This window comes from Saccharothrix sp. BKS2 (assembly GCF_047689505.1).
Lineage (GTDB): Bacteria > Actinomycetota > Actinomycetes > Mycobacteriales > Pseudonocardiaceae > Actinosynnema > Actinosynnema lopnurensis.
In genome coordinates, this window is the sequence record NZ_JAUQOL010000004.1 from 287,280 (window position 1) to 305,407 (window position 18,128).

Annotated in this window: 18 protein-coding genes; 12 read left to right on the plus strand and 6 right to left on the minus strand. The window is 74.7% G+C overall.

The window, feature by feature from the left end; genetic code table 11:
* Positions 1–8: 8 nt before the first annotated feature.
* Entirely contained in the window at positions 9–461 is a 453-nt protein-coding gene (gene tsaE, locus Q5530_RS09990; protein WP_415361895.1) for a tRNA (adenosine(37)-N6)-threonylcarbamoyltransferase complex ATPase subunit type 1 TsaE, read from the plus strand.
* A 147-nt stretch (positions 462–608) separates the two neighbouring features.
* Here the strand turns inward: tsaE and Q5530_RS09995 are convergent, their stop codons facing one another.
* The 3 genes from Q5530_RS09995 to Q5530_RS10005 are packed head-to-tail and all read right to left on the minus strand — an operon-like array spanning position 609 to position 2,639.
* Positions 609–1,940, minus strand: a complete 1,332-nt coding sequence (locus Q5530_RS09995; RefSeq protein ID WP_415361896.1) for an acyl-CoA synthetase — start codon at positions 1,938–1,940, stop codon at positions 609–611.
* Positions 1,941–1,974: 34 nt separating this feature from the next.
* On the minus strand, positions 1,975–2,280 hold the full coding sequence (locus Q5530_RS10000) for a thioredoxin family protein (protein WP_415361897.1): 306 nt from the start codon (positions 2,278–2,280) through the stop codon (positions 1,975–1,977).
* On the minus strand, positions 2,268–2,639 hold the full coding sequence (locus Q5530_RS10005) for a MerR family transcriptional regulator (protein WP_415361898.1): 372 nt from the start codon (positions 2,637–2,639) through the stop codon (positions 2,268–2,270). The genes Q5530_RS10000 and Q5530_RS10005 overlap by 13 nt, the downstream gene beginning before the upstream one ends.
* A 71-nt stretch (positions 2,640–2,710) precedes the next feature.
* Between Q5530_RS10005 and tsaB the strand changes: the two genes are divergently transcribed.
* Genes tsaB through tsaD form a run of 3 tightly spaced genes read left to right on the plus strand, consistent with a single transcriptional unit; the run spans position 2,711 to position 4,900 of the window.
* Positions 2,711–3,400: a tRNA (adenosine(37)-N6)-threonylcarbamoyltransferase complex dimerization subunit type 1 TsaB gene (gene tsaB, locus Q5530_RS10010; protein WP_415361899.1), complete on the plus strand. Its 690-nt coding sequence runs from the start codon at positions 2,711–2,713 to the stop codon at positions 3,398–3,400.
* Positions 3,397–3,855: a ribosomal protein S18-alanine N-acetyltransferase gene (gene rimI, locus Q5530_RS10015; protein WP_415361901.1), complete on the plus strand. Its 459-nt coding sequence runs from the start codon at positions 3,397–3,399 to the stop codon at positions 3,853–3,855. Before tsaB ends, rimI begins: the two co-directional genes overlap by 4 nt.
* Positions 3,848–4,900 (plus strand): tRNA (adenosine(37)-N6)-threonylcarbamoyltransferase complex transferase subunit TsaD, encoded by a 1,053-nt coding sequence (tsaD, locus tag Q5530_RS10020; protein ID WP_415361902.1) that lies wholly within the window; start codon positions 3,848–3,850, stop codon positions 4,898–4,900. Before rimI ends, tsaD begins: the two co-directional genes overlap by 8 nt.
* Before the next feature lie 164 nt (positions 4,901–5,064).
* Here tsaD and Q5530_RS10025 read toward each other — a convergent pair whose 3' ends face one another.
* Complete coding sequence (locus Q5530_RS10025) at positions 5,065–8,202, minus strand: AfsR/SARP family transcriptional regulator (protein ID WP_415361903.1); 3,138 nt, start codon at positions 8,200–8,202, stop codon at positions 5,065–5,067.
* A gap of 95 nt (positions 8,203–8,297) precedes the next feature.
* On the opposite strand from Q5530_RS10025, the gene Q5530_RS10030 reads away from it, so the two are divergent.
* Positions 8,298–9,176, plus strand: a complete 879-nt coding sequence (locus Q5530_RS10030; RefSeq protein ID WP_415361904.1) for an NAD(P)-dependent oxidoreductase — start codon at positions 8,298–8,300, stop codon at positions 9,174–9,176.
* On the opposite strand, the gene Q5530_RS10035 is transcribed toward Q5530_RS10030, so the two are convergent.
* Positions 9,173–10,699 carry an alkaline phosphatase D family protein gene (locus Q5530_RS10035; RefSeq protein ID WP_415361905.1) on the minus strand — a complete coding sequence of 509 codons (1,527 nt, stop codon included), beginning with the start codon at positions 10,697–10,699 and terminating at the stop codon, positions 9,173–9,175. The genes Q5530_RS10030 and Q5530_RS10035 overlap by 4 nt on opposite strands.
* Before the next feature lie 226 nt (positions 10,700–10,925).
* Here Q5530_RS10035 and groES point away from each other — a divergent pair, with 226 nt between their 5' ends.
* Positions 10,926–11,219 (plus strand): co-chaperone GroES, encoded by a 294-nt coding sequence (gene groES, locus Q5530_RS10040; protein WP_015105192.1) that lies wholly within the window; start codon positions 10,926–10,928, stop codon positions 11,217–11,219.
* Positions 11,220–11,303: 84 nt separating this feature from the next.
* Positions 11,304–12,926: a chaperonin GroEL gene (gene groL, locus Q5530_RS10045; RefSeq protein ID WP_415361906.1), complete on the plus strand. Its 1,623-nt coding sequence runs from the start codon at positions 11,304–11,306 to the stop codon at positions 12,924–12,926.
* A gap of 209 nt (positions 12,927–13,135) precedes the next feature.
* On the opposite strand, the gene Q5530_RS10050 is transcribed toward groL, so the two are convergent.
* A complete protein-coding gene (locus Q5530_RS10050) occupies positions 13,136–13,432 on the minus strand; it encodes a WhiB family transcriptional regulator (RefSeq protein ID WP_380634945.1) in 297 nt (98 codons plus the stop codon).
* A 271-nt stretch (positions 13,433–13,703) separates the two neighbouring features.
* Between Q5530_RS10050 and Q5530_RS10055 the strand changes: the two genes are divergently transcribed.
* The 5 genes from Q5530_RS10055 to Q5530_RS10075 all read left to right on the plus strand — a co-directional run bounded on the left by Q5530_RS10055 (position 13,704) and on the right by Q5530_RS10075 (position 18,091).
* The gene (locus Q5530_RS10055; RefSeq protein WP_415361907.1) at positions 13,704–14,612 is read left to right on the plus strand and encodes a MerR family transcriptional regulator; all 909 of its coding nucleotides are present in this window, start codon (positions 13,704–13,706) and stop codon (positions 14,610–14,612) included.
* Positions 14,613–14,742: 130 nt separating this feature from the next.
* Entirely contained in the window at positions 14,743–15,651 is a 909-nt protein-coding gene (locus Q5530_RS10060) for a hypothetical protein (RefSeq protein WP_415361908.1), read from the plus strand.
* An 80-nt stretch (positions 15,652–15,731) separates the two neighbouring features.
* Complete coding sequence (locus Q5530_RS10065) at positions 15,732–16,328, plus strand: response regulator transcription factor (RefSeq protein WP_015805222.1); 597 nt, start codon at positions 15,732–15,734, stop codon at positions 16,326–16,328.
* Between the two features lie 245 nt (positions 16,329–16,573).
* Positions 16,574–17,146, plus strand: a complete 573-nt coding sequence (locus tag Q5530_RS10070) for a sigma-70 family RNA polymerase sigma factor (protein WP_380634940.1) — start codon at positions 16,574–16,576, stop codon at positions 17,144–17,146.
* A gap of 36 nt (positions 17,147–17,182) precedes the next feature.
* A complete protein-coding gene (locus tag Q5530_RS10075) occupies positions 17,183–18,091 on the plus strand; it encodes an anti-sigma-D factor RsdA (protein ID WP_415361909.1) in 909 nt (302 codons plus the stop codon).
* Positions 18,092–18,128: the final 37 nt, after the last annotated feature.

Sequence of the window (18,128 nt, forward strand, 5' to 3'; positions counted from 1 at the left end):
TCCCCCGGGTGACGCTCCCGGGGGTGGCGGACACCGAGGAGTTCGGGCGCAGGCTGGGTGGCCTGGTGCGGGGCGGTGACCTCGTGCTGCTGTCGGGGCCGCTGGGCGCGGGCAAGACGGCGCTGGTGCGCGGCCTGGCCGCTGGTCTGGGCGTGACCGGGCGGGTCAGCTCGCCGACGTTCGTCATCGCGCGGGTGCACGACCCCGCGCCGGGCGGGCGGGGCGTGCCGCTGGTGCACGTCGACGCCTACCGGCTCGGCGGGCACCTCGACGAGCTGGACGACCTGGACCTGGACACCGACCTGGTGGACGCGGTGGTGGCGGTGGAGTGGGGCGAGGGCGTGGCCGAGCGGCTCAGCGCCGACCACCTGCTGATCACGCTGGAGCGGCGGGAGGACGACGTGCGCGTGGCGGGCCTGCACCCGCACGGCGCGTGGGCCGACCGGGAGCTGCCGGTCTGAGGTGCGGGCGGCGCGGGTCGGTGGGCGCGGGGCTCGGCTGACCCGGGGCTCGGCTGACCCGGGGTTCGGCCGGCGAGGGCTCGGCCACCCCGTGCCTTGGCCATCCCGTGCCTCGGCCCGCGCGCGCTCGACCCCCCGGCCGTCAGGTCACCGCGCCCGCAGCTCCCGCTTGAGCACCTTGCCCATGTCGTTGCGCGGCAGGGCGTCCAGGTAGCGGACCACCCGGGGCCGCTTGTGCGGCGCGAGCAGGCGCGCCACGTGCTCGCCCAGCTCCTCCGGCGCGGGCGGCTCGCCCTCGGCCACCACCCACGCCACGACCCGCTCGCCCAGGTCCTCGTCCGGCTCGCCGGTCACCGCGACCTCGGCCACCGCCGGGTGCTCCAGCAGCGCGTTCTCGATCTCGCCCGCGCCGATCTTGTAGCCGCCGCTCTTGATCAGGTCCGTGGCGCGCCTGCCGACCAGGCGCAGGTGCCCGTCCGGCTCGACCACGGCCAGGTCACCGGTGCGGAACCAGCCGTCGCGGAAGGCGTCCCGGGTGGCGTCCGGGCGGTTCAGGTACTCCAGGAACAGGTTGGGGCCGCGCACCTCGACCTCGCCCGGCTCGTCCCCGACGACCCGCACCTCCACGCCGGGCAGCGGCGGGCCGACCGTGCCGGGCCGCCGGTCGCCGTCCACGCGGGCGCTGGTGTTCATCAGCGTCTCGGTCATCCCGTAGCGCTCGACCACCCGCTGGCCGGTCAGCGCCTCGACCCGCTCGTGCAGGGCCGCGGGCAGCGGGGCCGAGCCGGACACCAGCAGCCGGGCGCGCCGGAACGCCGCCGCGTGCTCGGGCTCGTTCACCACCCGGTGGTACATGGTGGGCACGCCGAACACCACCGTGCCGCCGCCCTCCAGCGCCGCCGCGGCCTTCGCCGGGGTGAACGACCCCACGTGGTGCACGGTCCCGCCGCGCCGCAGCACGCCGAGCACGCCCAGCACCAGCCCGTGCACGTGGAACAGCGGCAGGCCGTGCACCACCACGTCGTCACCGGTCCACGCCCACGCCCGCGCCACCGCGTCCAGGTTGGACGCCAGGGCGCGGCGGGGGAGGACCACGCCCTTGGGCGGCCCGGTGGTGCCGCTGGTGTAGACGATCAGCGCGGGCGCCTCGCCGTCCGGCTCGGGCAGGTCGGTCCCGGACCCGGACGGCAGCTCGTCGTCGACCACCAGGTCGGGCTCGCTGTCGGCCAGGACGTGGGCGAGCTCCCGCTCCCCGATCCTCGGGTTGAGCGGCACCACCGGCACCCCCGCCAGCAGCGCGCCGACGATCGCCACGCAGGTCCCGGGCGTGGGCCGGGCCCACACCGCGATCCGCCGCCTGCCGCGCAGGCCGTGCGCGACCGCGCGGGCCTCGGCGGCCAACCGCGCGTAGGTCAGCTCCCGCTCGGGGAACCGCAGGGCGACTTTCTCGGAGGGGACGGCCAGCGCCGGCAGCAGCATGGGCCAACCCTGGCGGTCCCCACCGCCACGCGCATCACAGATGTGGTTCGAGCCACGCCATCAGCTGCATCTTCGGCCGCGCCCCGACCGCCTCCGCCACCAGCTCCCCGTCCTTGTAGAGCTGGAGCGTGGGCGCCGACATGATCCGCTGGTCGCGCGCCGTCCGGGGGTTGGCGTCCGTGTCGAGCGCGGCCACCACCAGCCCGTCCAGCTCGCGGTCGATCTCGGCCAGCACCGGCTCCAGCATCCGGCACGGCGGGCACCAGTCGGCCCGGAACTCCACCAGCACCGTCCCGGTGCTCACCGCCTCGGTGAACGTCTCGTCGGTCAACGCGCGCACGGCCTGCTCCTCTGCTCGGCTTCCTCCAGTTGCGCACGCACCCGGTCCCGCGCCGCGCCCAGCCGGGCCAGGCACTCGTCCAGCTCGGCCAGCTTGCGCCGGTAGACGGCCACCGACGCCGGGCAGGCGTCCCCGCTGTCGTGCCCGTCGCGCAGGCACTCCACGAACGGGCGCGTGTCCTCCAGGGCGAACCCGATGCCGGTCAGCGAGCGGATCTCCCGCACCAGCCGCAGGTCCTCCTCGTCGTACTCGCGCTGACCGTTGGCGCCGCGCCGCGCGGGCAGCAGCCCCAGGGACTCGTAGTAGCGCAGCGCCCGGGTGGAGATCCCACCCCGCCGCGCCAGTTCACCGATGCGCACGACGCCGATCCTCCGCCTTGACGTGGACGTCAAGGCAAGTGTGGCGGGAGCCACCTCTATCCTTGTCCGTTGTGCTAGTGCTCGCCTTGGACACCGCCACCCCCGCCGTCACGGCCGGCGTCGTGGAACTGACCGCCGACCGCGCCCCGCGCCTGCTCGCCGAGCGGGTGACGGTGAACCCGAAGGCGCACGGCGAGCTGCTGACCCCGCACCTCCGGGAGGCGCTGGCCGAAGCGGGCCACGCGCTGGCCGACCTCGACGCGATCGTGTGCGGCTCGGGCCCCGGCCCGTTCACCGGCCTGCGCGTCGGCCTGGTCACCGCCGCCGCCCTCGGCCAGGCCCTCAACCGGCCCGTCTACCCGGTGCCGACCCCGGACGCCATCGCCCTGGACGCCCTCGCCCTGCCGGGCGCGGCGGGCAAGGCGCTGCTGGTGGCCACCGACGCGCGCCGCAAGGAGGTCTACTGGGCCGCCTACGACGCCGCCGGCCGCCGCACCGCCGGCCCGCACGTGGACCGGCCCGCCGACCTGGCGCCGAAGCTGCCCGCGGTGGCCGTCGCGACGGGCGAGGGCGCCGAGCTGTACGCCGACGTGCTGGGCCTGCCGGTGGTCGGGGCCCGCTACCCGTCGCCCGCCTCCCTGGTCGCCGCGGCGGCGGGTGAGCTCCTCGCGGGCGCCCGCCCGGCCGCGCTCACCCCGCTCTACCTGCGCCGGCCCGACGCGGTCGAGCCGGTCGGCCGCAAGCGGGTGACGAAGACGTGAGCGCGCGCACCGTCACCACCGGGCCGCTGCGCCACGAGGACGCCGCCCGGTGCGCGCTGATCGAGCGGGAGCTGTTCGCCGGTGACGACCCCTGGAGCGAGCAGGCGTTCCACAGCGAGCTGGACAGCGGCAACTTCTACGTCGGCGCGTACTCCGACGGGCGGCTGATCGGCTACGCGGGCCTCGGCCTGACGGACTTCGAGTCCAGCGTGCACACCCTCGCCGTGGACGCGGAGTTCCAGGGCGGCGGCGTCGGCAAGACCCTGCTGCGCGCCCTGCTGGCCCGCGCCGACGAGTCGGGCCTGCCGGTGTTCCTGGAGGTCCGCACGGACAACGCGCCCGCCATCGCCCTCTACCTCGCGCACGGCTTCGAGCACCTGGGCCTGCGCCGCCGCTACTACCAGCCGTCGGGCGCCGACGCGTACACGATGGGAAGGCCCGCGAACCGTGACTGACCGGCTCATCCTCGGTATCGAGAGCTCGTGCGACGAGACCGGTGTCGGCATCGTCCGGCTCGGCCCTGACGGGGCGGTGGAGCTGCTGGCCGATGAGGTCGCCTCCAGCGTCGAGGAGCACGCCCGCTTCGGCGGCGTCGTGCCCGAGGTCGCCTCTCGCGCGCACCTGGAGGCCATGGTCCCGACCATGCGCCGCGCGGTGGAGAAGGCCGGGATCGAGCTGCGCGACGTGCACTCGATCGCGGTCACCGCCGGTCCCGGCCTCGCGGGCGCGCTGCTGGTGGGCGTGTCGGCGGCCAAGGCGTACGCGGCGGCGCTGGACAAGCCGCTCTACGGCGTCAACCACCTGGCCGGGCACGTCGCCGCGGACACCCTCCAGCACGGCCCGCTGCCGCGGCGGTGCCTGGCGCTGCTGGTCTCCGGCGGCCACTCGCAGCTGCTGCTGGTCGAGGGCCTGGCCGAGCGGATCACCGAGCTGGGGTCCACCGTGGACGACGCGGCGGGCGAGGCGTACGACAAGGTCGCCCGGCTGCTCGACCTGCCCTACCCGGGCGGCCCGCCCATCGACAGGCTGGCCAAGCAGGGCAACGGGTGCGCGATCGCGTTCCCGCGCGGCCTGACCGGGCCGCGGGACTCCCGGTACGACTTCTCGTTCTCCGGCCTGAAGACCGCGGTCGCCCGGTGGGTGGAGCGGCAGGAGCGGGCGGGCGAGGAGGTACCGCTGGCCGACGTGGCCGCCTCGTTCCAGGAGGCCGTGGCGGACGTGCTCACCGCCAAGGCGATCCGGGCCTGCAAGGACCTCGGCGTGGACACCCTGGTGATCTCCGGCGGCGTGGCGGCCAACTCGCGGTTGTCGGGCCTGGCCGCCGAGCGGTGCGCCGAGGCGGGCATCGAGCTGCGCGTGCCGCGGCCCCGGCTGTGCACGGACAACGGCGCGATGATCGCGGCGCTGGGCGCGCACCTGGTCGCGGCGGGGGCCAAGCCGTCCCCGCTGGACCTGTCCACCACGCCCGGCCTGCCGGTCGGCACGGTGCAGGTCTTCTGAGCCGGGCCTGCTGATCCGCCTGCCGGCCGGGTCTTCCGGGCCGGGCCTGCCGGCCAGGTCTGCCGATCCGGCTCTGCCGGGTCGGGTCTGCCGGATCGGGCGTGTCGGGCGGGGTCTGTCGGGCGGGGCCTGCTGATCCTGGGTCCCCGCCCGCCCGCTCCCGCTCAGGCCACCGCGTCGGGACCACCCGCGTCGGGACCACCCGCGTCGGGACCACCCGCGTACCCGGCGTCGAACGCCGCCGCGAACCCGTCCGCGCCCAGCCCGGCCCGGACCGCGGCGGCGATCCGGTCCACGTCGCCGCGCTCGGCCGCGGGCAGCGGCACGCCCACCGAGTCGCGCGTCGCGGCCGCCGCGCCCAGCAGCCGGGCCGCCGCCGCGGGCTCGCCCGCCGCCGCCCGCGCCCCGGCCAGGCCCTCCAACCCCAGCGCGACCGCCCGCGGGTCGCCGGACCCCCGGGCCAGCGCCAGGCCCTCGGCCTGGAGCTCCAGCGCCCGCGCCGCGTGCCCGCGCAGCTCGGCCACGAACCCCAGCTCGGCCAGCACCAGCGTCGCGGCCAGGTCGCCGCCGACCCGCCGGTGCCACTCCAGGACGCGCACCAGGCGCTCCTCGGCCTCGTCCAGCAGGCCCTCCCGCCGCGCGCCCAGCGCCAACCCGGTCTCCGCGTACGCCTCGCCCGGCGAGAAGCCCTGTTCCGCCGCGATCCGCCGCGCCCGCTCGTGCAGCTCGCGCGCTGCCGCGAAATCGCCCCCCAGCAGCGCGACCCGCCCCAGCCAGGACAGCTTGTACGACACCTCCGGCCACGACCGCAGCTCCTCGGCCACCCGCAGGCCCTCCCGGTGCACGGCGGTGGCGCGCGGGTAGTCGCCGTCCAGCTCCGCGAGCGTGCCCAGCGCGAACGACGACTTCAGCAGCCCCCACCGGTCGCCCAGCTCGGTGAACAGCCCGGCGGACCGCGCGGCCGACTGCCGGGCCTGCTCGACCTGCCCGCGCCCCAGCAGCTGGCTCACCAGGTCGGCGTGCGCGGCGGCCACGCCCCACCGGTCGCCCAGCTCCTCGAACGCCGCCAGGGCCTGCCCGGTCAGCCGCTCGGCGCGGGGCATGTCCCCGGCCGTGGTCAGCACGTACCCGAGGAACCAGCGCGCCCGCGCCCGCCGCAGCGGGTCCTCGATCCGCGCCGTGCCCTCCACCGCGCCCGGTTCGACCACCTCGCCGGCGAGCGCCCCGAACCCGGACCGCCAGGCCACCGCCTCCGGGTCGTCACCGGTCAGCAGCCCGCGCGCCTCCCGCGGGTGCCCGCGCAGGAACCAGTACCAGGTCAGCGCCCGCGCCAACCGGGCCGCGCCCGCGCCGTCCAGCGCGTCGAACGCGGCCCGCAGGTTCGCCGCGTCCGCGTCGAGCAGGTCCAGCCACGCGAGCTGGTCGGGCCCGCGCAGCCCGGCGTCGGCCCGCTCGGCGACGTCCAGGTGGAACGCGGCGTGCCGCCGGCGCACCGCGTCCAGCTCGCCCGCGTCGCGCAGCCGCTCCCGCCCGTAGTCGGCCACCGACTCCAGCAGCCGGAACCGGGGCGCGCCGGTGTGCTCGGGCGCCACCACCAGCGACCGGTCGACCAGGCGGGTCACCACGTCCAGCACGTCCGCGATGCCGTCGCCCGCGCACACCGCCTCGGCGGCGGCCGGCGAGCACCCGTCGACGTGCACGGACAACCGGCGCAGCACCGCCCGCTCCGCGTCGTCGAGCAGGTCCCAGCTCCAGTCGATCACGGCGCGCAGGGTGCGGTGCCGGGCGGGCGCGTCCCGGTGGCCGCCCGCCAGGACGCGGAACCGGTCGTGCAGCCGGTCGAGCAGGGTGGTGAGGCCCAGGCCGCGCACCCGCGTGGCGGCCAGCTCCAGCGCCAGCGGGAGCCCGTCGAGCCGGCGGCACACGGCCTCGACGACCGGCGCGTTCACCGCGGTGAGGGCGAACCCCGGCGCCGCGGCGGCGGCCCGCGCGGTGAACAGCTCGACCGCGCCGGGCACGTCCAGCGGCGGGACGGCCCGGACGGTCTCGAAGGCCAGGTTCAGCGGCTCCTGGCTGGTGACCAGCACGCGCAGCCGGGGCGCGGCCCGCAGCAGCCGCGACACCAGCCCGGCCACCGGCTCCACCAGCCGCTCGCAGTTGTCCAGCACGAGCAGCGCCTCCCGGCCGCGCAGCGCGTCCACGACCCGGTCGACCGGGTCGCCGAACCGGCTGCCGCCGTCGTCCCGGACCCCCAGCACGGCGGCGACGGCGGCCACGACCCGCTCCCCGTCCCCGGCCCCGGCCAGCTCGACCAACCAGGCCCCGTCCGCCACCCCCACCCCGCGCGCGACCTCGACGGCCAGACTGGTCTTGCCCACCCCGCCCGGTCCGGTGAGGGTGACCAGCCGCACCCGGCCGACCAGGTCGCGCAGCTCGCGGACGGCCGCGTCCCGCCCGACCAGGCCGGTCACCGCCACCGGCAGGTTGCCGGCGGGGAGCGAGGCGGCCGCCTCCCCGCGCCCGGCCCTCTCCTCCCCGCGCCCGACCCCACCCGGTCCGGCGATCAACGCGGGGTCCTGCCTCAGGATCGCCTGGTGCAGCGCGGCCAACCCGGGTCCGGGCTCCAACCCGCGCTCCTCCGCCAGCACCCGCCGCAGCTCCGCGTAGCTCTCCAGCGCCTCCGCCTGCCGCCCGGCCCGGTACAGCGCCCGCATGTGCGCCCCGCGCAGCCGCTCCCGCAGCGGGTACCGCGCCACCTCCGCCGCCAGCCACCGGTCCAGTCCCGCGGCCCCGTCCAAGCGCACCCCGCCCAGACCCGCCCCCTCCGGGCCAACCCCGTCCAAGCCCGCCCAGCCCTCGGCCCACCGCTCCACCACCGCCAGCCGCTCCTCCTCCCACCGGGCCACCACCCCCGGCAGGAACGGCGCGTCCGCGAACTCCACCAGCGGCTCGCCGCGCCACAGCCCCAGCGCCTCCGCGAACCGCCCGGCCGCCGCCAGCTCCCGGAACCGCAGCAGGTCCAGCGACCCCGCGCCCACCCGCACCGCGTACCCGGCCGGCTCGCGCGCGACCAGCGGCCCGAGCAGCCGCCGCAGCTGGGACACCTTCGTCTGGAGCGTGTTCACCGGGCTCCCGGGCGGCCGTTCGCCCCACAGGCCGAAGACCAGCCGGTCCACCGACACCGGTCGCCCCTCGTGCGCCAGCAGGACCGCCAGCAGCAACCGCACCTTGGCCTCCGGCACCCGCACCGGCTCACCCGCCGGCGTCCAGACCGCCAGCGCCCCCAACACCCCGAACCGCACGACCGCACCGTAGCCAACGACCCCCAGCGAACCCCCGGGATTTCGTGCGCGCCCCCCGGCACCGTGGCGGTCACACGGACGAGGAGTGAGCGCACATGAGCAGCAAGACCCCGTTGACCTTCATCGGTCTCGGCCCCATGGGACAGGCGATGGTCGACCGGTTCCTGGCGGCCGGTCACCCGGTCACCGCCTGGAACCGCACCGCGAGCCGCGCCGACGGCGTGGTGGCCCGGGGCGCCACCCGCGCCGCGACCGCCGCCGAGGCCGTCGCGGCCAACCGGCTCGTGATCCTGAGCCTGACCGACTACGGGGCGATGTACGCCGTGCTGGCGGGCGCGGACCTGGCGGGGCGCGTCGTGGTCAACCTCAGCTCCGACACCCCGGACGAGACGCTCAAGGCCGCCGCGTGGCTGGCCGAGCGCGGCGCGGAGCTGGTGGTCGGCGGCGTGATGGTGCCCGCGGACCTGGTCGGCGACCCGGGCGCGTACGTGTTCTACAGCGGCCCGCACGAGGTGTTCGACCGCTACCGGGACACCCTGGCGCTCATCGGCAGGCCCGATCACCTGGGCGAGGACCACGCCCTGGCCCAGCTGTTCTACCAGGCGCAGCTGGACGTCTTCCTGACCGCGCTGGCGGGCGTCCTGCACGGCGTCGCGCTGGTCGGCTCGGCGGGCGTGACGGCGGAGCGGTTCGCGCCCTACCTGCTGGACCTGGTCGGCTCGCTGGGCAGCTACCTGGACGAGGTCGTCCGGGCTCTCGACGCCGACGAGCACCCCGGTGACCGGGCCACCATCACCATGATGGGCGCCACGGCCGACCACGTCGTGGGCGCCACCGAGGCCGCGGGCCTGGACACCGCGCTGCCCGGGGCGGTCCGGTCGCTCTACCGCCGCGCCGTCGAGGCGGGGCACGGTCGAGACGGCTGGACCGCCCTGCTCACCGTGATCCGGGGCCGGACGGGGGCGGCGGCCTAGACCGCGTTCAGGCCGGGGCGGCGGTCCTCGACGACGAACGACTTCAACGTCGTGGCCGGCGCCCCGGCCGTGCGGACGTGCGGCAGCGAGCGGAAGTCGGCCCGCAGCTCCCGCGCGGTGAACCTGGTCCGCACGTAGCCGCGCCGCCTGCTGTGCAGCTTGATGTGCGGGTTGTTGCGCAGCTGCACCTCGTCCGAGGTGTCGTTGCCGTCGCCGCCGGAGGTCACCGAGGTGCACACCAGCTCGGTGCCGACGGTGCGCGACGCCGGGTCGTCCCAGTCCGCCTTGATGTCGGCGGCGTAGGCGGCGTGCACGTCACCGGTGAGCACGACCGCGTTGCGGACCTTCGCGTCGACCCAGCCGCGCGTCACCCGGTCGCGGGAGGCGAGGTAGCCGTCCCAGGAGTCCATGGACAGCTCCTTCTCCGGGCCGTCCTCGCGGTCGCGCTCGGCGAAGAAGACCTGCTGGCCGAGCACGTCCCAGCGCGCCCGCGACCGGCGGAAGCCGTCGAGCAGCCACCGCTCCTGCTCGGCGCCGGTGATGGTCCGGGTGGCGGCGCCGGCCTCGGCGCAGGTCTTCCACCCGTCGCCGCACGCCTGGTCGTCGCGGTACTGGCGGGTGTCCAGCATGTGGAAGTTGACCAGACCGCCCCACCGGATTCGCCGGTAGAGCCGCATGTCGACGCCGTTGGGCTTGGCGCCCCGCCGCAGCGGCATGTTCTCGTAGTACGCCTGGAACGCCGCCGCGCGCCGGGCGGCGAAGTCCGGGTCCGGCTGCTCGGGGACCCCGTCGGCCCAGTTGTTCTCCACCTCGTGGTCGTCCCACACGACCAGCCAGGGCGCCACCGAGTGCGCCAGCTGGAGGTCCTCGTCGGTCTTGTACTGGGCGTGGCGCAGCCGGTAGTCGGCCAGCGTGCGGGTCTCCGGGCCTACCACTGCGCGCACGTCCGCCGCCTTGCCCGCGTACTCGTACTGGTAGTCGCCCAGGTGCAGGACCACGTCCGGCTGGTCCTCGGCGAGCCGCCGGTAGGCGGTGAAGTAGCCCTCGCCGTAGTGCGAGCACGACGCGAAGCACATGGTCAGGTCCTGCCCGACCACCCAGGGCTCGGGCGTGGTGCGGGTGCGGCCGACGGGGGAGACGTGGCGGTCGGCGCGGAACCGGTAGAAGTACTCGCGGCCGGGCCGCAGGCCGAAGGTCTCCACGTGCACGCTGTGCGCGGTCTGCGGCCGGGCCAGTTCCACGCCGCGCCGCACCACCCGCCGGAAGCGCTCGTCCTCGGCCAGCTCCCAGTGCACCGGGACGACCCGGTTGGGCATACCGCCGAGGCCGTCCTCGTCCAGGGGTGAGGGCGCCAGCCGCGTCCACAGCACCATGCCGTCGGAACCGGGGTCACCGGAGGCGACGCCGAGGGTGAAGGGGTCGTCGAGCTTCGCGAAGCCCGCTCCAGCGGTCGCGAGGCCCGCCCCCGCGGTTGCGAGGGCCGCACCGCCGATGAGCAGGGAACGTCGGGTCACCGAGGTCATGGCCCGCACGCTCCCCGACGCGGTTGGCGGTCGGGTGAACGCCGGTGTGACACGAGTGGACGACTTCGCGCGGGACGTTCCGGGGGGTCGTTGAACCGCTGGCACTCGCATGGGTAGAGTGCTAGACGCACGGCACCAGCAACCGCCCCGACCCCCGCGACGGCGGGGTGGCAGGAGCCGTAAACGCAACCTGCCAACGCTTTCGACGACCGTGGAGGTCAGCCCGGTGAGCGTGAACATCAAGCCGCTCGAGGACAAGATCGTCGTCCAGGCCAGTGAGGCCGAGACCACGACCGCTTCCGGCCTCGTGATCCCGGACACCGCGAAGGAGAAGCCCCAGGAGGGCAAGGTCATCGCGGTCGGCCCCGGCCGGATCGACGACAAGGGCAACCGCGTCCCGGTGGACGTGGCTGTCGGCGACGTCGTCATCTACTCGAAGTACGGCGGCACCGAGGTGAAGTACAACGGCGAGGAGTACCTGATCCTCTCCGCCCGCGACGTGCTGGCCGTCATCAACTGACGCTCGGCTGACACGCAAAGCGCCCCGGCGACCCCATCACCGGGGCTTCCCGGGGCGTTTCGCACTTGAGAGAGGCATAAGAGCATGGCCAAGCAGATCAGCTTCGACGAGGACGCTCGTCGGGCCCTTGAGCGCGGCGTGAACAAGCTGGCGGACACGGTCAAGGTGACCCTGGGTCCGCGCGGCCGGCACGTGGTGCTCGACAAGAAGTTCGGCGGGCCGACGGTCACCAACGACGGCGTGACCATCGCCCGCGAGATCGAGCTGGAGGACGCGTTCGAGAACCTCGGCGCGCAGCTGGCGAAGAGCGTGGCGACCAAGACCAACGACGTGGCCGGCGACGGCACGACGACCGCGACCGTGCTGGCCCAGGCCATGGTGCGGGTCGGTCTGCGCAACGTCGCCGCGGGCGCCAACCCGACCTCGCTCGGCCGCGGCATCCAGGCCGCCTCCGACGCCGTCGTGGACGCGCTCAAGGCGAAGGCCACCCCGGTCAAGGGGCGCGACAACATCGCGCAGGTCGGCACCGTGTCGTCCCGCGACGAGTCCATCGGCGCCCTGCTCGGCGAGGCGATCGAGAAGGTCGGCGAGGACGGCGTGATCACCGTCGAGGAGTCCTCGACGCTGGCCACCGAGCTCCAGATCACCGAGGGCGTCCAGTTCGACAAGGGCTACGTCTCGGCGCACTTCGCCACCGACCTGGAAGCCCAGGAGACGGTGTTCGAGGACGCCCGCATCCTGCTGCACCGCGAGAAGATCTCGGCCCTGGCCGAGCTGCTGCCGATCCTGGAGAAGGTGGCCGAGGCGGGCAAGCCGCTGGTCATCATCGCCGAGGACGTCGAGGGCGAGGCGCTGTCCACCCTGGTGGTCAACGCCCTGCGCAAGACGCTGCGCGTGGTCGCGGTCAAGGCGCCGTACTTCGGCGACCGCCGCAAGGCGTTCCTGGACGACCTCGCGGTCGTCACGGGCGCCACGGTCATCTCGTCCGAGGTGGGCCTGAAGCTGTCCGAGGCCGACCTGGACGTGCTGGGCAGCGCCCGCCGCGTCGTGGTCTCCAAGGACGACACCACCATCGTCGACGGCGGCGGCACCAAGGCCGACGTGGCGGGGCGCTCCGAGCAGCTGCGCCGCGAGATCGAGTCGACCGACTCCGACTGGGACCGCGAGAAGCTCCAGGAGCGGCTGGCCAAGCTGTCCGGCGGCATCGCGGTGATCCGGGTCGGCGCGGCCACCGAGACCGAGCTCAAGGAGCGCAAGCACCGCATCGAGGACGCCGTCGCGGCGACCAAGGCGGCGGTGGAGGAGGGCATCGTGCCCGGCGGCGGTTCGGCGCTGGTGCACGCGGCCAAGGTGCTCGACGGCGGTCTCGACCTGACCGGTGACGAGGCGACGGGTGTCGGGATCGTGCGCGAGGCGCTCGGCGCGGCCCTGTTCTGGATCGCCGCGAACGCGGGCCTGGAGGGCGCGGTCGTGGTCAACAAGGTCCGGGAGCAGGAGTGGGGCTTCGGCCTCAACGCCGCCAGCCTGACCTACGGCGACCTGCTGGAGGCCGGGATCATCGACCCTGTCAAGGTGACCCGCTCCGCGGTCGCCAACGCCGCTTCCATCGCCCGCATGGTGCTCACCACGGAGAGCGCCATCGTGGAGAAGAAGGAAGAGGAGTCCGGCTCCGCTGGTCACGGTCACGGTCACGGCCACGGCCACTGACCCACCGGCTCCACCAGCTCCACCCCGACGGGGCGGCGTCCACCCGACGCCGCCCCGCCTGCTTCCGCGAGTCGTACGTCCAGACCCGTCGTGTCGTACGTCCAGGACCCCCGAGTTCAGCGTTCAGGATCCCCCGAACGTGTAGCTCGGACCCCGGAAACGCGGAAGGGCGGCACCCACGGGTGCCGCCCTTCTCCGCGCGTCGTGCCTCACACGGGTGTCAACTGCCGTTTGCGGGCTTTGAGGATGCCGTCCCGCTCCGACTCCGAGAGCCCGCCCCATATCCCGTACGGCTCCTGCACCGCCAGGGCGTGCTGCCGACACATCTCCAGCACCGGGCACGACAGGCACACGGCCTTGGCCCGCGCCTCCCGCCGGGCCCGGGCCGGACCGCGTTCGCCGTCCGGGTGGAAGAAGAACGCGCTGTCCATCCCGCGGCACGAGCCGCGCATCTGCCAGTCCCACAGATCCGCGTTGGGACCGGGAAGCCTACGGGTGTCCGCCATCGAGACCGCCTCCTTGGCCCATTGACGTGCACTGCTCCATTCGGCTTAACGATGATCCACCGTAGAACCGCGTCAATGGTTGTTCAAGGGGGTGCGGGGCATACAGGCGGCAATTCATTCGATGGGTGATCGGATGCGGTTCAAACCCGAAGTTGCCCGCGACATCAGGTGAACGGACCATGTCAGCGTGACGACGCCGGCCGATCACGACGGGAGCCCGCCCGGGGGTGAACGGGAAACCGTTGCGGCGGAGGGTGATCCCGCGGGTTCCGTGCTGCTGCCCGTGGCCGCGGTGGCCCGCCGGTTGGGGGTCGCGCCGGCTACGCTGCGCACCTGGGACCGCCGGTACGGCCTCGGACCCGGTGATCGCACGATTGGGCGACACCGCAGGTACGGGCCGCTCGACGTGGCCCGCCTGGAGCTGATGCAGCAAGCGCTGCTGCGGGGCGCGCCGTCCGCCGAGGCCGCCAGGTACGCCCTCTCCGCTCCCGTGCCCGAGGGCGCCGCGCGACCCGGTCCCGTGGACGTCCCGGCCGGTGGTCGTGGTGTGCGCGGCCTCGGGCTCCACGCGGCCAACCGGTGGGCGCGGGGCGTGGGGCGGGCGGCGCTGGCGCTGGACTCGGCGGCGGTGCAGGCGCTGCTCGCGGACGCGGTCGAGGCGGACGGCGTGGTCGCGACGTGGGACGGGGTGGTCCGCCCGGTGCTGGCCGCCGTCGCCGCGCGCCGGGAGCGGTCGGGCGCCGGCCTGGAGGTGTCGCACCTGCTGGAGGAGTGCGCGCGGGCCGCGATGATCCGGGCCGCGCCGATCGTGACCGAGCCGCGCAACCCCCGCCCGGTGCTGCTGGCGTGCACGCCGGGCGAGCGCCACGACCTGCCCCTCCACCCGCTGGCGGCGGTGCTGGCCCGGCGGGGGATCGGCGCACGTCAGCTGGGTGCCGACCTGCCGCTGGACGCCCTGGTCGCCGCGGTCCGGCGCACGGCACCGGCCGCCGTCGTGCTGTGGGCCCAGCTGCACCGGTACGCCGATCCGGGTGTGGTGATCGCGTTGCCCAGGACGCGCCAGCAGGTCCGCGTCTTCGTCGGCGGTCCGGGGTGGGAGCGCGGTGTCGTGCCGCAGCCGTCGGAGCGGGTCGACGACCTCGCCTCGGCCGCCGACGCGGTGGAGCGCGCCGTCTGCTGACCCGAGGGGCGCCCGGTCGGCGGGCGCACGGGTCCTGAGCACTGAACTCGGGGGTCCTGAGCGCTGAACTCGGGGGTCCGGGACGTACGACACGGTGGGCCTGGGCGTACGACTCGCGGAGGATGGTGGGGTGGATGTTCGGCGTGCGGCGTTCGGTGACCTGCCCGGGGTCGGGGTGTGGGGCGCGGCCCGAGGGGGTGGGGTCGAGGAGCGGTGGCTGGCGGCGGTGGTGCTCGGCGGGCAGGGGCACTACGCGGCGGCGGCGACCGTGCTGGGTGGGCTGATCGGGGGTGGTGGGCTGTTCGGGTCGCTGGCGGCCTCGACGCTCGCCTCGCACCGGCGGCAGCTGGGCGGGCACGCGGCGGCCCGGCGGTGGGACGCCCTGGCGCTGGCGCTGCTGGCGGATCGGGGCGAAAAGGGTGTAGAGGAGGATCCGGACGGCGTGGACGTCGCCGGGGCCCGTGCGGACGCCCTGCTGGGGCTCGCGGCCGACGCCGTGGGGGCCGGACGGGTGGGTGAGGCCCGGAGGCTGCACGAACGGGTCGAGCCGCTCGGTTGGCGGAGCCGGGTGCGCCACCAGTGGGTGGCGGCCGAGATCGAGTTGGCCGACGGTCACGCGGAGCGCGCGGTCGCGCCCGCCGAACGGGCCGCGGCCCTCTCCAGGGAGGCGGGCGCGACGCGGCACGCCCTCAAGTCCGACCTGGTCCTGGGGACCACTTTGGTGGTGCTCGGGGCCCCCGCCGGCCTTGACAGAGGGCTCGATCTGCTCCACTGTGACCTAAATCACACGGACCAACTGGGCCTCCTGTCGTTGATCTGGCCAACGGGCTACGTCCTGGCAAACGCGCAGGAAAACCGCACTTATGCGGACGGTCAGAACATGAAGGAACGAACTCAAAACGCTCTGAGCTGCGTGTTGCGGAGGGCTGATCCGATCAGCCGACGACTGGCCCACCGGTCGCCCTGGGTCCCGACCGCGCTGCTCCGTTCCGGGGAACCCCCGAACGCAGACCCTGAGGCGAATTTCTTGACGGATTAAGCACCGGATCGTGTCAAGGTTCGGCCCCCAGCGTCCGATAGGGGATGTGGAACGTCACTCGGCTGCAGGAAGGAGTCCCCGTGACCACGGTCCTTATTTGCGACGACCGGCGCAGTGTGCGGGAGGGTCTCACCCGCGTGATGTCGGCTGTCCCCGGGGTTAGCCGCATCGACTGCGTAGCGCACGGTGACGAGTTGTTGGCTCGGTTCTCTCGGCAGCCGGTCGACGTCGTACTGGTTGGCACCCAGCGCGCCGTCCCGACCGGGGTCGAAGCGACCCGGCGACTCGTCTCGGCCAACCCGCAGGCAAACGTCATCGTCTTCGGCGCACCGGACGACGCGGGCAGCATCGCCGCGGCGATCGCCGGCGGCGCCCGCGGCTACCTCCGCTGGGACGCCTCGCGTCCCGAGCTGGTGGCCGCGCTGGCGCACACGCTCGCGAGCACCAGCGTGCCCGCGCCGCGCCAACCGTCCGACCCGGGGGTGCAGCTCACCGAGCGCGAGCTCCAGGTGTTGCGCGGCATGAGCCAGGGCAAGAGCAACGGGCAGATCGGGCGTGAGCTGTACCTCTCCGAGGACACGGTGAAGACGCACGCCCGCCGGCTGTTCCGCAAGCTCGGCGTGCGCGACCGCGCGCAGGCCGTGGCGCACGGCTTCCGGCGCGGCCTCGTCTCCTGATCCCCAGGAACAGGTGAGGCGGCTCACGCCGACGCTCCTTCCTCTTGCCGGCCCGTCGACGTCCTCGTCGCCGGGCCGGCTCGCCGTTCCCGGCGTGTCGGCAGGTCACGGACCTCTTCTCACCCGTTGCGCAACGGGTGGCCGGACGACCGGTACCGTAGGTGTCACCGGTACGGGCGACGTTGGTCGTCCCGTGCTGTTCCTTGTCGATACGCCTGTGCGTAACACCAGGGCTGCTGTCTGCGATGACCAATTTGGGGGACGGACTGGACGCCGAAGTGGGCGCGGCCGTCGATGGCGACCGCCATGCGATCGAGCGGCTCCTGGCATCCATCCGCCCTCTGGTGGTGCGGTACTGCCGCGCCCGAGTCGGAAGGCAGGAGAGGTCTTTCGCTTCGGCGGACGACGTGGCCCAGGAGGTGTGTCTCGCGGTGCTGACGGCCCTACCCAGCTATCGCGACCAGGGTCGGCCGTTCTTGGCGTTCGTCTACGGGATCGCCGCGCACAAGGTGGCCGACGCGCATCGCTCAGCCGCCCGGAACCGGTCCGAACCGGTCCCGGAGGTCCCGGACGCCCCCGAGACGGAGGCCGGTCCCGAACAGCGGGCCATGCAGGGCGAGCTGTCGAACCGGATGGCCGCGCTCCTGAAGGTCCTCCCGGAGAAGCAACGGGAGATCCTGCTGCTCCGGGTGGTCGTCGGCCTGTCGGCCGAGGAGACCGCCGATGCGGTCGGCTCGACGCCGGGCGCGGTTCGGGTGGCGCAGCACCGGGCCTTGGCCCGTCTCCGCAAGACCTTGGCAGCGGAGGAGGTGGTCTGAGTGGCTGATCAGCACGGGAAGGGCAACGGAAAAGTCGTGCGCGGACGAGATGAGAGACCGCCGCAGCCTGAAGACGCCCTGGTCGAACCGGGCGACGACCTCGCGGGTATCCGAGCCGACGACGCGCTGCTCGACGCGCTGGGCGGCCGGGACCCCGAGCAGGCTGACCCGCTCGTCGACGACGAGCTGAACGCGCTGCTGCTGGCCTGGCGGCGCGAGGTGGACAGCCGCCCGGTGGGCGAGCTGGTCGACACCGACACCGCCGTGGCGACCATCGCCGCGGCCCGCCCCCAGCCCCGGGGCAGGCACCGCTACCTCATCCCCCTCGCGAGCGCCGCCGCCGTGCTGGCCATCGCGTTCACCGGGGTCAGCCTGGTCGCCCGCGACGCCCAGCCGGGTGACGCGCTCTGGGGCCTGACCCGCGTCCTCTACTCGGACCACGCGCGGTCGATCGAGGCCGCCGTCGCGGTCCGCACCGACCTGGACAACGCGGGCACCGCGCTGCGCGAGGGCCGCTACCGCGAGGCCAAGGACGCCCTGGACAAGGCGGGCGAGTACCTCCTGTCGGTCTCCGACGACGACGGCCGCGACGACCTGACCCAGCGGCACGAGACGCTCAAGCAGGAGCTGGAGAGCACCACCCCGTCGCCGACGGCCACGCCGTCCACGGCCACCCCGTCCACGACGGCGACGACGCCGCGGGTGCCGACCAACCCGCCCTCGACGACCCAGCAGCCGAGCACCGAGCCGACGACGACCACGCAGCCGGTCCCCACGACGGAACCGCCGCCGACCACGGACGTGTCGGGCCAGCCGCCGCCCCCGCCGTCCTCGGGCGAGTCCCCCGGTCAGTCCCGGGGCGAGACGCCGGGCCAGTCCCGCGGCGAGACGCAGGACCCGAGCGGCGACAGCACCGGCGACACGCCCGCCACCCAGGAGCAGTAGCGCGACCTGTGACGAAGCCCGCCCCGCCGAACCGGGG